This is a genomic window from Herbiconiux sp. VKM Ac-2851 (genome assembly GCF_013205105.1).
GTDB lineage: Bacteria > Actinomycetota > Actinomycetes > Actinomycetales > Microbacteriaceae > Herbiconiux > Herbiconiux flava.
The window spans coordinates 1,175,463-1,186,614 of record NZ_JABMLJ010000002.1 but is presented as its reverse complement, the minus strand read 5'-3'; the positions used below and the strand labels follow the sequence as shown (position 1 = coordinate 1,186,614).

Sequence of the window (11,152 nt, the reverse complement as noted above, 5' to 3'; positions counted from 1 at the left end):
TCAGTAGGCGCCTTCGCTCGCCACGACGGCCTTGGCGGTGCGCCAAAGGATGACCAGGTCGCCGGTGAGGGACCAGTTCTCGACATAGAACAAGTCGAGACGAACGGTGTCCTCCCACGACAGGTTGGAACGCCCGCTCACCTGCCAGAGACCGGTGATGCCGGGCTTCACCATGAATCGTCGATGGACATGCTTCTCGTACTGGTCCACCTCGCGCTCGAGGGGAGGCCGTGGACCGACGAGCGACATGGAGCCACCGAACACGTTGAACAGCTGTGGGAGTTCGTCGATACTGAAACGGCGCATGACCCGTCCGACCGACGTGACACGCGGATCATCACGCATCTTGAACATCACGGCGTTGCCCTCTGCTCGACTCTCCTTCTGCAGCTCGAGCAGGCGCTCCTCTGCATCGATGACCATCGACCGGAATTTGAGCATGTGGAACTTCGTCCCGTTGTAACCGACCCGCTCCTGCCGGAAGAGCACCGGGCCGGGGCTGGTCGCCCTCACCAGAAGCGCGCAGGCCAGGAGGAACGGGGACGCCAGAACGATGAAGATGAGCGACATGCAGATATCGAACGTCCGTTTGGCGAATCGCTTGCTCCCTTCGTACCGGGGAGTCTCGACATGGATCAGCGGAAGACCGGCGACCGGACGCGTGTGGATGCGCGGGCCGCCGATATCGACGAGGCTCGGAGCGACGACGAGGTGCTGTTTGCCCGGAACGAGCGCCCAGCTCAGGTCGCGCACACGCTCAGGCGGTAGCTCGTCCGCACTCGTGATCACGACCGTGTCGGCACCGCTGACCTCCATCGCGCGGGTGATCCGTTCGAAGTTTCCGAAGACCGGGATCGAGGTGCCCGGCAGACTGTCCCCTACGAGTGAGGTCGGGACGCAGGCGCCGATCACCAGATATCCCGCATCCGGCCGACGACTGAGCTCGCGTGCGATGTACGTGACCGATGCTGCGGAGCCCACAAGGAGGACCTTCGCAGAGTATTCGCCCCGCGCGCGCTTCGCAGCGAGCCACTTCCGCCAGATCCAGCGCGTGAACAGCAGACCAATGAGACCGACCGGGAAGGCCAGCAGAATATAACCGCGGGCGAAATCGATCTGGAAGAGGAAGGCGATGATGGCGACCAGCCCGAAAAGACGCACAGTCGCATCCGCGATCAGCTTGTATTCCTGCGTACCGGTTCCCACTACCCTGCGGCCACGCGTTCCGTAGACGCTCAGGACCAGGAGCCAGGCCACGAAGATGGCCACCGAGATGAAGGTGTAGCTGACTACGCCCGACGCCTGACCCACCGCCAGGTTCGCGGAGTTGAATCCGAACCAGATGATCTGGACTGCCGCCACCACGACAGCCAGCACGGCTACGTCCGTCAGGAATATCCTGCGGCTGAAGTCATCGGACCAGGACTGCTTCTGGAGCGGCTTCTCCGCCGACGCGCGCCGCTCCTCCGTCTTACTCAACGTTCTTCGTCTTCCGCATGACTACTGCCGGCTTCCCCATACCTAGATCACTGCAGAACAGCGCGATTCGCGACGTGGTCGTTCAGGAAGTGATCCATGTCGCACCGCCATCAGCACTTCGCGCCACAACTGTTCCGTCCCAGACCCAGACGGCCTCGTCGTCAGCTCCAACTGCCACGTTCGTCGCCGACCCGTTCACGGGAGCGCACCCGCGTACCTCTCCGCCAAATGTACTGCCGTCAAGTGCGAATCGCGACACCGTAGCGCCGGAACAGCCTTCCCGCCCGGCCTGCGCGCCGACGAGATAGGACGCGTCATCGCCCTGATTGAAAGTCAGGCCGCTGAGACCCAGCGTTGTGACCGGTTGCCAGACCCCGAGAGACTGGAAGAGGAACGCCCCGTCGGCACAGCGGACGACCAGGCCCTGGTCTGCGGATGCAGCGCCAAGAGCGGAGCCGCAGGGAGCGCCGACACGGTCGCCGTCGACGACCACCGTGCTGAGACTCGCGGGGCTGGCGTATGACGCAGTACCCAGGCGGTCGGGATAGTCCTGCCAGAACTGGCCGGCTGTATAGCTGGTCAGCACCGTCGGATCGCAGTCCTCTCCCGCCAGCACGACGAGATCGACCTGCTCCGCCGACACCACGTCGAGCGAGACGATCTGAGCGACCTCGTCGTCTACAGGCAACGCCGTCGGCACCCAGGTCGCACCGTCGTCGACGGACAGTTCGACGACCGGGGCCGCACCGCCGCAAGCGCCGGCCGTGGCGCGGACGCCGATCGATGAGCCGTCGACATCGAGGAACCGAACAGTCTCCGTCGGCTCGGTCGCCGAGGCGCTGGGAGCTGCAGTCGGCGTCCCTGTTGCCGGGCTGCTCGACGAGGGGACCGGAGTCGGTACGGGGCTCGGGGCCGAAGTGGCGTCCGGGACCGACACCGGCGAATCGGGCAGCTCCCCCGCATTGGGCACCGGGGGTGTCCGCAGGGCGAAGAAGACCGCGACGAACGCCCCTGCCGCCAACACCAGCACGGCGACGACGATGAGGATGTCGCGACGCGACTTGGGGCTGAGACCCGTCATCGACCGACCGGTGCCTTGCTGCGCTTGGATCGCTTGCGCGTGGTGTCGTCGGTGTCGACGACCACGGGCGCCGGCTCGTCGATGCCGTAGCCATACCCATACCCGTAGCCATAGCGGCCGTAGCCGTACGAATCCGGACCCTTCGTGGGCAGCATGGTCATGACTACGCCGGCGACCTTCGCTCCGACATTGGCCAGGGTGCTGATCGCCCCACGCACCTGGTTCTTGTGCGCCCGGCCCGCCGCGACCATGAGGAGTGCGCCGCCCGTCTTGGTGGCGAGAATGGCAGCATCGGTGACCGGCAGCAGGGGGGGCGCGTCGAAGAGGGCGATGTCGAACGACTTCTCGAGCGATTCGATCAACTCGACCATCGCGGCCGAGCCCAGCAGCTCGCTGGGGTTCGGAGGAATGCGGCCAGCAGGGAGCACGTAGAGATTGGTGTCACCCCACCGGACGATGACATCGCTGGGGTCGGCACGCCCGACGAGGACGTCGGTGAGTCCCACGGCCCCCTCGACGCCGAGGTAGTCGGCGAGACGCGGCTTTCTCATGTCGGCATCGACGATGACGACTCGCTGGCCTGAGAGCGCCATGGCGATCGCGAGGTTCGCCGACGTCGTGCTTTTGCCCTCACCGGGCACCGACGACGTCAGCACGAAGCTGTGCGACTCGTTCCCAACGCCGACGAACTGCAGGTTCGTCCGGAGGGTGCGGAAGGATTCCGCTCGCGGGCTGCGCGGGTCGTCTCGCAGAACCAGCGGGTTCTGGGGCGTCCGCGCGTCGAAAGCGATTCCGCCTACGATCGGGGCGTCGGTGATGGCCTCGACGTCGTGCTCGTTGCGGATCCTCGTATCGAAGATGTACCGCGAGATCGCGAGGCCGAGACCGATGACCAGTCCGACCAGTGTTCCGACGGCAACGAAGAGCGGGACGTTCGGAGACGACGGGAGCGCGGGCACCGACGCGGCCTGCAGCACAGTGATCTTCACCGGCGTGACACCTTCGGCATTCGGCGGAACGAGGTTGCCCACCGCCGATTCGAAGCTGGAAGCCACGGCATTCGCGATGCGAGCGGCGTCCTCCGGATTCGGGTTCGCCGCGGTGATCTCGACGATGACGGTGTCGGACGGAGAGGTGGCGACGATGGTCGACGACAGATCGGACACCGACATGTCCAGCCCGAGGGTGTCGATCACCGGCTGGAGCACCAGCGGCGTGTTCACGACGTCGGCGTACGACTGCACCTGGTTCTGGAGGAAGCTGTTGCCCTGCGTCAGGTCGCTGATCGACCCCATGGACTGGACGGAGACGAACACCTTGGAGGTCGACTGGTACTCCGGCGTGCGCACGATCGACAGCACGGCCGCCGTCGCCACTCCCAGCAGTGTGAAGATGACGATGAAGATCCAACCCTTGCGGATTGCCCGAATATAGTCGTGAAACTCCACGCAGTGCCCTTTCCCCGAGGAGCTCTGCGAGCCCCATTCCAATTCATGTTCTCACATGCGAGCCCTACACCTCTGCATCCGGGCCTCGGTCGGTACGATGAAGAGGTGACAGGATCCCGGCTCGTGCTCGATGCGATCGGCGTATCCGTAGGTGTCACTCTCGATGATTCGCTGACGTCTCGCGAACAACAGGCGCTCTGCGAGATCTGGAGCGGAGCTGTTCGTGAGGGGTCGGCTGACGTCGAGATATCGGCCGGGGTCGTCAGAGAGTCCGGCGGTGCAGGCCCGCTTCCTGACGTCTTCGCCAGCGACTTCCGAGACCTGGCCTCGAAGCTGTCCAGCCGCGTGACGCTCGCCGCGATCGAATCGCAGCGGGGCCGACTGCTGATGTTGCACGCCTGCGGCGTCGCGTCCCCCGACGGCACCGTGGTCGCCTTCGTCGGCCCGTCGGGTCGCGGAAAGACAACGCTTGCCTCTTCAGTCGCCCGGGCCTGGTCCTACATCTCTGACGAAACGGTCGGGATAGCCGCAGCGGGCGTCGTGCATCCGTATCGCAAGCCGCTCTCGGTCATCGTCGCCGACAGCGACACCAAGTCGCAGGTGTCGCCGGACGACCTCGGCCTGCTGCCGCTGCCGGACGCGACGCTCGAGATCGGCGCGATCGTCCTGCTGGATCGACAGCCTGACGGTCCTGACGAGCCACAGCTCTCGCCGGTGCGATTGGTGGATGCTCTCGTCGAGCTGATCCCGGAGATGAGCTACCTCCCGCTCCTGGAACGCCCCCTGCAGACGATCGCGACGATCGTCGATCGTGTCGGCGGCGTACGGCGGTTGAACTACCGCGAGGCGGGCACCGTCCCACCACTCTTGGAATCTTTGATCGTGGAGGACCCCGCCGACGAGTCCGCATCCGGCTGGGCGGTGATTCCGTTTCACAGCTTGGAGCAGCCCGATGATCGACGCGGTGCGGTCGGCACCGTCTATCGGCGGCGGGTTCCACTGGATGCAATAGCCTCCGACGGCGCATACGTGCTGTTGCACGACAACCAGGTCAGGGTCCTCGACGGCATCGGCCCCTTCATCTGGGACGCGCTCGCCACCGGTCGTTCGCTCCCGTCGATCGTCGACTACGTGGTCGAGCACGTCGGGAGCCCCGCCAGCGGGGACGCCACCGAGCTGGTGAGCGCCGCCGTGGGGCAGCTCCTTGAGGCCGAGGTAATCCTCAAGGAGTGAGGCCCGGACCATCCGCACCGCCCCACCGCGGGCCACTCGTCCCGTCGACATCTATGTCCATCGCGATTCTCCGGGTTCTTGGAGCCGGCATGGGCGATCTTCGTGGTGCTCTAGAAGCACTGGAAGACCATATGTCGTGATGTGCGGATGATTGTGACGACCGGTGAAGTAACTCAGAACCTGTCCGGGGTATGCACGCGCTACGGTGGGTGACGGGGCCCGCTTTAGACCAAAGCTTGCTGACCTCATCGATGCCTCCGAGGCGACCTCCAGCTCGTCGAGCGCCTTAGGTACCTGTAGAACTACACTGCGCTGTGGCACTCGACTCAGCTGTATTTTCAGGAGCATCCCGAACTCCCGCGAACGCTTCGCGCCCTGTTCGTCGCACGCGTCCGGCGGCTCCGCCACGGAACGGTCGGACTCATCCGCGTACTCGGGAGTGAACTGCGCCGACACAAATGAGGGGCGGATGCGCACACCCGCCCCTCATCGCGGCGCGCTGATTGGCGCCGGTAGGACCCTCAGTTCAGGCTGACGCCCAGACCGGAGACGTCGTCGTTGTCAGAGGACACCATGATCCCGAGGACGGGCTTGGAGCTGCCCGCCGGAGCAGACCAGCTGATGGCCGGCATCGAGATGGTCGCACCGTTGCTGATGGCCGAGTGGATGAACACCGTCGACTCAGGGCTCGCCGTGACGAGGACCCAGCCGGCTGCCTGGTAGGCCGTGACCACGTCGGTGGTCAGAGTCCATGAGGCGGTCTTGTTGTTGTAGACCGAGATCGTGATGTCGCCGGAGTTCAGCCCGGGAACGCCGGCGCTGTTGTAGTTGAGCGCGCCACCCTCGTAGGTCGCCGTGCGCTGGGTTGCGCTCGTGCCGGTCGCGGCGAGTGCACCGCTGACGAAGGCAGTCGGGCTGTCGAAGACCTCGCTGGCCGCGGCGAGCGGCGTCGCAACCGCGAGCGCGATCACCGGGGCGGCCCAGGCTGCCGCCGTCGTGACCTGGCGGCGGGTGAGGCCGCGAGTCTCACCTGCAGGCTCACCCGTGAAAGTGGCGTCGGAGTCGTGGGAAGGAGTGAAGGTCATAGAGGGTCCCCAATGTCGAAGTTCGATGGATCGCTCGGGGCCGAGAGGCCCTCACGCGCGTGTCGAAAGTAACGACGGCGACGAGTTCGATCAGGTGGGCGACGAGTTTTTCACCCTCGGTTTCACCCCACGAAGCGACTGGGAGAAGTGACCTCGGCGTTCAACCCACCCCTTCTATTAAGGTGAGCGCTGTGACCGATGACTCCGACGCTCTGACCCCGACGCCGCGAGGCCCGTCGTTGATGCGTCGGCTGGCGAGGAACCCCTTCGTCAATCTCGTCGCCGCGTTCGTCGTGCTCGCTCTCGTCCAGACCTTTTTGGTGCGGCTGTACTCGGTTCCGTCGGGGTCGATGGAGTCGACGCTCGAGGTGGGCGACCGCATCCTGGTCAACCGTCTTGCTTATCTGGGAGGCGGGCCGTCCGATGGCGACGTCGTCGTGTTCAATGCCTCGACGGCGTGGGAACCGTCACCGCCGGCTGAGACCAATCCTCTGAAGGCGGCGGCCAAGTGGATTGGCGGCCTGGTCGGTATCGGTCCGACGAACGATCATGTGCTGGTGAAACGGGTGATCGCCGGTCCGGGCGAGACCGTATCGTGCTGCGACGCCGAAGGGCGGATCACGGTCGACGGCGCCGCAGTCGATGAGCCGTACATCCTCGATGATCTGCCGTTCGAGGCGGGGGTGCTCGACTGCTCGACCGTGCCGGCATCACTGCGCTGCTTCACGCCTTTCACCGTGCCCGACGACCAGTACTTCGTATTGGGCGACCATCGCTCGGACTCAAGTGACTCCATCGCGCAGTGCCGGGGGGCGCCGACCACCGCGACGTGCGTGCGTCTCGTCGACCGCTCCGGCATCGTCGGGGACGTCTTCAGGATCATCTTTCCGCTCACCCGCTTCGGGGCAGTCTCATGACTGCGCCGGGTACACTCATGCAAAACCACTAGGGGGCTTCACTCATGCTCGGAAATCTCAACGGCTGGCACCTGATCATCGTTCTCGTGGTCGTCCTGCTGCTGTTCGGCGCGACCCGGCTGCCCGCACTTTCGAAGGGCCTGGCCCAGTCGCTGCGCATCTTCAAGCAGGAGACCAAGGGCCTTCGTGACGATGACAAGCCGGCGGATGCGGTCGACACCGCGCCGCCCGCGACCACTGCTCCGCCCGTAGCCACCGCGCCTGCAACCACGACGACTGATGTCGCTCCCCCGCTGGAGACACCGCGCGTCACGCCGGTGCACTCCGACGCGGTTCGCAGCGAGCCAGACTCCGGCAAGAACTGACGATGGTCGCCATCGGAGCGCGGAGTTCGCGCTCGGGGGATGAGCGCGCGCCGCGCACGCCCCGGACGCCTCGATCGAAGCGTCCGGCAGACGGGCGCATGTCACTCGGCGCGCACCTGATCGAGCTGCGCAAGCGGCTCTTCCTCGCAGCCCTCGGCATCGTGGTCGGCATGGTCGTCGGCTGGATCCTGTCCGATGCCGTGTTGCAAGCGCTCACCGTCCCGATCCAGGAACTCTCCGATGCCCAGGGGCGCACGGCGTCATTGAACTTCACCGACATCTCGTCCGCCTTCGATCTGCGCATCCAGATCGCGTTCACCGTCGGCGTCGTCATCTCCTCGCCCGTCTGGCTCTACCAGATCTGGGCCTTCGCGGTTCCTGGCATGAAGCGCCGGGAGAAGCAGTACGCGGTCGGCTTCGTGCTGTCGGCCGTCCCGCTGTTCCTGGCCGGCTGCGCCGCGGGTTGGTTCGTGATGCCGCACATGGTCGTGCTGCTCACCGGTTTCGCGCCGCAGGACACCACCGCTCTCATCTCGGCCCGCACGTATTACGACTTCGTGCTGAAGCTCGTCCTCGCGATCGGCATCGCGTTCGTCCTCCCGGTGTTCCTGGTTCTGCTGAACTTCGCCGGGGTCCTGACCGCCAAAGCGATCCTCAAATCGTGGCGCATCGCCATCCTGGTGATCACTCTCTTCACGGCGATCGCCACTCCGGCCGCCGACGTCATGTCCATGTTCCTTCTCGCGATCCCGATGGTGCTGCTCTACTTCGGGGCGGCCGGCATCGCCTACCTCCATGACCGTCGGGTCGCGAAGAAGAATCGCGCGATCGACGCCGAGCTGGGCCTCGACGTCGCCTGACCGCCATCGCGAGTTGCCGCAGTTCGAAGCCGCGAGGATTTCGGATTGGGGTGAATCTGTTTACCGCCCGTAGACCCTTCGGATCGCTGTGCGCCTCACACGCAACACCACCCGTCGAGGCGGTACTCGTCGCATCCTGCTCCCCGTAGCTTGGGGACTTCCGCCCGCGCCGGTGACCTGAAGCCGAAACCCCAAGGCCGCGCCGTGCGCCATCAGGGGCGGTCGATCCGAAAGCAGAATGCCAATGAGCAAGAACGTCAGCGCGCCCGGAATCTCCCGCCGTCAAGTCCTGGCCGGGTCAGCCTGGGCCGTCCCCGTCATCGCCGTCGCCGTCGCGACGCCCCTCGCTGCAGCCAGCGAGACGCCCATCCCCAAGTACACGTTCGCCGGCATCTCGGCGACCGGCAACCCCGGCGAAACGCTGGTCGATGACTTCCGCCCCGGCGCTCGGGTGAGGACCGACCCCGAGGGCAACCCGGTAGCCGGGCAGGTCGTGTCGTTCGTCTACGTGTCCGGGCCGTTCACGATGAACGAGAACACCGCCACCACGGACGGAGAGGGTGCGGCACGAGTCGGCGTCACCTTCGCGGCCAACGCGCAGCCGGGCATCCTGGGTGCCATTCAGGCGTTCTGGACCGGGCCCGACGGCGTCAAGTACGACGACACCGTCGACGTGTCGGTCAACGCGGCCTAGTCCGGTCGCTGCAGCGGGCCGGTTCGACAGCGGATCGGCCCGCTTCCAGCTTCCTCGGTTGGCTACGCTTCTCCCATGACGAGCGTGGATCTCGAGGGGTGGCACGACTTCGCGGCGGCGACCGTGGGGGCCGCCGGAGCGCTCGCGGGGTTGAGCATCGTCGCCGTCTCGGTGAACGTGAAGCAGATCATCGCCGGGTCGGCGCTGCCCGCACGAGCGGGGGCCACGATCGCGTCGATCGCGGTCATTCTGGTGTCGTCGATGGCGATGCTCATCCCGTCGCAGAGCGCCGAGGTGCTCGGAATCGAGCTGGTGGCGTTCGCGACGGCCGCGCTGGCGTTCCAGGTGGATGCGGCGGTGCGGATGCTCCGGAGCCACGACGGGCCGCGGCTCGCCCTTAAGATCCCGACGATCGTGCTCGGGATCGGTCAGCTCTCGGGCGTGCTCGTCGGGGGCATCCTGCTCATTGCCGGCAACCCGGACGGGCTGTTCCATGTGGCGGCAGGGTTCATCGTGATCTTCATCGTGTCGATCGTGAACGCATGGGTGCTGATGGTCGAGATCCTGCGGTGAGCGCGGGGGCGGGCGGGCGAGGTCTCTCAGTTCCTGAAGTCGCGGCAGGTGCAGCTGGACCCGGTCGCGCTCGGGCTGCCCGACGACGAGCGGCGGGTGCCGAGGCTGAAGGGCGAGGAGCTCGCCGCGCTCGCCGGTATCAGTCGCGAGTACTACGTGCGGCTGGAACAGGGGCGCGGGCAGCAGATGTCGAGTCAGGTAATCGAGAGAATGCCCGGGCCAGAACGGCTCTAAGCATTTAGAAAGTGCGACGCCCGAGCGACACCAATTCTGACTTAGCCGCGATCGGACGCGACTGCTAAGCCGGTAGCCCTGCTATTTACTCCCAGATGGGAAATTCGACAGCTTCCATGAGTTGAAGGGGGTCCTCGGCCAAAACCGCTGCCATAGTATCAAAGGCGGTCGCACCAGACATAGCGACCTGCACGACGGCCTCTGCAGGGTCAATCCCCGTTTCCAGCCACGACCTCACCATCAGCACCAGATTCGCCGCCGAAAGTTCCCACTCTTCGGACGAGCGCCTAGCGATAACGACTTGAAGGGCGTCGGCGAGCGCGGCTTGCGCGTACTCTCGCGTTCGTTCAGGCAGAGGGAATGCGTCGTTCATGTGCTCAGATTAACCATACAAAACGGACCGTCCCGCCAGTCGCCTCCACGAGCGTCCAGAGGCTCAGCTGGTCTGCTGCGCCAACAACGCGGCCGCAATGCTGATGAATACGATCAGGATCAGGATGGACACCGAGAGATTGATGATTTTGAAGCGTCTTGATCCCTGATATCGGGTACGACGGGCGAGGCTCGTGCATCACGATCATCGCTGCGCACAACCCGAGGATCAGCAGGGTGAAGGTGAATGCGCTTCCGCTCATCAGATGGTCGGCCCGATGTCGGTGAGGCCGTGGTCGCTGTCGGCGGTCACACGAAGCTGTATCCGTCGACGAGCCGCCACGACGAGCATCGCGATATTGGTTCCCACGTTCACATACTAGGGACGCCAGTAACGGCGCAAACCCCTCTGATGTAGGGTCCGAGTGTTTCGCCCGCGCGCGCAATGCGACGGGCGAAAAGAAGCTGTACGTTCGGATGGCGCGGTTGCTACCGCAGAATCCGGGGGACTGAGATGGATACTGGACGTCGGACGCTAATAGGTGGATTGGTTGGAGCCCCACTCGTAGCCCTCCTGGGGGCGGCGGCTCCATTGTCTGCAGGCCGCTCAGACTTGACTACTTGGGCGGGGGGTGCTCGCGAGAAGGCCGATTTTCAACGAGAGTCCCTTCCCGTTTTCGTCGTAGGCGGAGGCCGGACGCTTCACTTCGCGGCAACCGTGAGGAACGCAGGGCCGCTGACTGTGCGGGGGGCGCAGCTCGAGGTTTGGCCGAACGGGCACAACGTCACGGATCAGAACGGCCCGGGCATC

Annotated in this window: 13 protein-coding genes; 7 read left to right on the top strand and 6 right to left on the bottom strand. The window is 65.3% G+C overall.

All coding sequences use genetic code 11. The annotated features are described in order from the left end of the window. The 3 genes from HQQ85_RS12235 to HQQ85_RS12225 form a co-directional block, all read right to left on the bottom strand. Nucleotides 1-1,479, bottom strand: coding sequence for a sugar transferase (locus HQQ85_RS12235; RefSeq protein ID WP_173182732.1), 1,479 nt, complete (start codon nucleotides 1,477-1,479; stop codon nucleotides 1-3). A gap of 82 nt (nucleotides 1,480-1,561) precedes the next feature. After that, on the bottom strand, nucleotides 1,562-2,560 hold the full coding sequence (locus tag HQQ85_RS12230) for a hypothetical protein (RefSeq protein WP_173182731.1): 999 nt from the start codon (nucleotides 2,558-2,560) through the stop codon (nucleotides 1,562-1,564). Beyond that, entirely contained in the window at nucleotides 2,557-4,050 is a 1,494-nt protein-coding gene (locus tag HQQ85_RS12225; RefSeq protein WP_216851631.1) for a polysaccharide biosynthesis tyrosine autokinase, read from the bottom strand. Before HQQ85_RS12225 ends, HQQ85_RS12230 begins: the two co-directional genes overlap by 4 nt. Before the next feature lie 81 nt (nucleotides 4,051-4,131). On the opposite strand from HQQ85_RS12225, the gene HQQ85_RS12220 reads away from it, so the two are divergent. Beyond that, nucleotides 4,132-5,241, top strand: coding sequence for a hypothetical protein (locus tag HQQ85_RS12220; RefSeq protein ID WP_173182730.1), 1,110 nt, complete (start codon nucleotides 4,132-4,134; stop codon nucleotides 5,239-5,241). 521 nt (nucleotides 5,242-5,762) lie between these two features. Here HQQ85_RS12220 and HQQ85_RS12215 read toward each other — a convergent pair. Next, entirely contained in the window at nucleotides 5,763-6,326 is a 564-nt protein-coding gene (locus tag HQQ85_RS12215) for a hypothetical protein (RefSeq protein ID WP_173182729.1), read from the bottom strand. Between the two features lie 191 nt (nucleotides 6,327-6,517). Here HQQ85_RS12215 and lepB point away from each other — a divergent pair, with 191 nt between their 5' ends. From lepB to HQQ85_RS12185, 6 genes are all read left to right on the top strand, one after another. Beyond that, nucleotides 6,518-7,243, top strand: coding sequence for a signal peptidase I (gene lepB / locus HQQ85_RS12210; RefSeq protein WP_371741872.1), 726 nt, complete (start codon nucleotides 6,518-6,520; stop codon nucleotides 7,241-7,243). A gap of 44 nt (nucleotides 7,244-7,287) precedes the next feature. Continuing rightward, nucleotides 7,288-7,608, top strand: coding sequence for a Sec-independent protein translocase subunit TatA (tatA, locus tag HQQ85_RS12205; protein WP_173182728.1), 321 nt, complete (start codon nucleotides 7,288-7,290; stop codon nucleotides 7,606-7,608). A gap of 98 nt (nucleotides 7,609-7,706) precedes the next feature. After that, the gene (tatC, locus tag HQQ85_RS12200) at nucleotides 7,707-8,468 is read left to right on the top strand and encodes a twin-arginine translocase subunit TatC (protein ID WP_173182727.1); all 762 of its coding nucleotides are present in this window, start codon (nucleotides 7,707-7,709) and stop codon (nucleotides 8,466-8,468) included. A gap of 244 nt (nucleotides 8,469-8,712) precedes the next feature. Further along, entirely contained in the window at nucleotides 8,713-9,162 is a 450-nt protein-coding gene (locus tag HQQ85_RS12195; RefSeq protein WP_173182726.1) for a hypothetical protein, read from the top strand. Nucleotides 9,163-9,237: 75 nt separating this feature from the next. After that, entirely contained in the window at nucleotides 9,238-9,735 is a 498-nt protein-coding gene (locus HQQ85_RS12190) for a hypothetical protein (protein ID WP_173182725.1), read from the top strand. A 48-nt stretch (nucleotides 9,736-9,783) separates the two neighbouring features. Further along, complete coding sequence (locus tag HQQ85_RS12185) at nucleotides 9,784-9,969, top strand: helix-turn-helix domain-containing protein (protein ID WP_173182724.1); 186 nt, start codon at nucleotides 9,784-9,786, stop codon at nucleotides 9,967-9,969. Nucleotides 9,970-10,054: 85 nt separating this feature from the next. Here the strand turns inward: HQQ85_RS12185 and HQQ85_RS12180 are convergent, their stop codons facing one another. Together HQQ85_RS12180 and HQQ85_RS12175 are read right to left on the bottom strand one after the other, a co-directional pair. Then, nucleotides 10,055-10,342 (bottom strand): hypothetical protein, encoded by a 288-nt coding sequence (locus HQQ85_RS12180; RefSeq protein WP_173182723.1) that lies wholly within the window; start codon nucleotides 10,340-10,342, stop codon nucleotides 10,055-10,057. Between the two features lie 4 nt (nucleotides 10,343-10,346). Further along, nucleotides 10,347-10,604 (bottom strand): hypothetical protein, encoded by a 258-nt coding sequence (locus HQQ85_RS12175; protein WP_173182722.1) that lies wholly within the window; start codon nucleotides 10,602-10,604, stop codon nucleotides 10,347-10,349. Nucleotides 10,605-11,152 lie beyond the last annotated feature (548 nt).

Bases quoted from the DNA above. Each gene is read 5' to 3' on its own strand.
- HQQ85_RS12230 (WP_173182731.1), bottom strand. From the start codon at position 2,560: ATGACGGGTCTCAGCCCCAAGTCGCGTCGCGACATCCTCATCGTCGTC.
- HQQ85_RS12215 (WP_173182729.1), bottom strand. From the start codon at position 6,326: ATGACCTTCACTCCTTCCCACGACTCCGACGCCACTTTCACGGGTGAG.
- tatA (WP_173182728.1), top strand. From the start codon at position 7,288: ATGCTCGGAAATCTCAACGGCTGGCACCTGATCATCGTTCTCGTGGTC.
- tatC (WP_173182727.1), top strand. From the start codon at position 7,707: ATGTCACTCGGCGCGCACCTGATCGAGCTGCGCAAGCGGCTCTTCCTC.
- HQQ85_RS12195 (WP_173182726.1), top strand. From the start codon at position 8,713: ATGAGCAAGAACGTCAGCGCGCCCGGAATCTCCCGCCGTCAAGTCCTG.
- HQQ85_RS12190 (WP_173182725.1), top strand. From the start codon at position 9,238: ATGACGAGCGTGGATCTCGAGGGGTGGCACGACTTCGCGGCGGCGACC.
- HQQ85_RS12180 (WP_173182723.1), bottom strand. From the start codon at position 10,342: ATGAACGACGCATTCCCTCTGCCTGAACGAACGCGAGAGTACGCGCAA.
- HQQ85_RS12175 (WP_173182722.1), bottom strand. From the start codon at position 10,604: ATGAGCGGAAGCGCATTCACCTTCACCCTGCTGATCCTCGGGTTGTGC.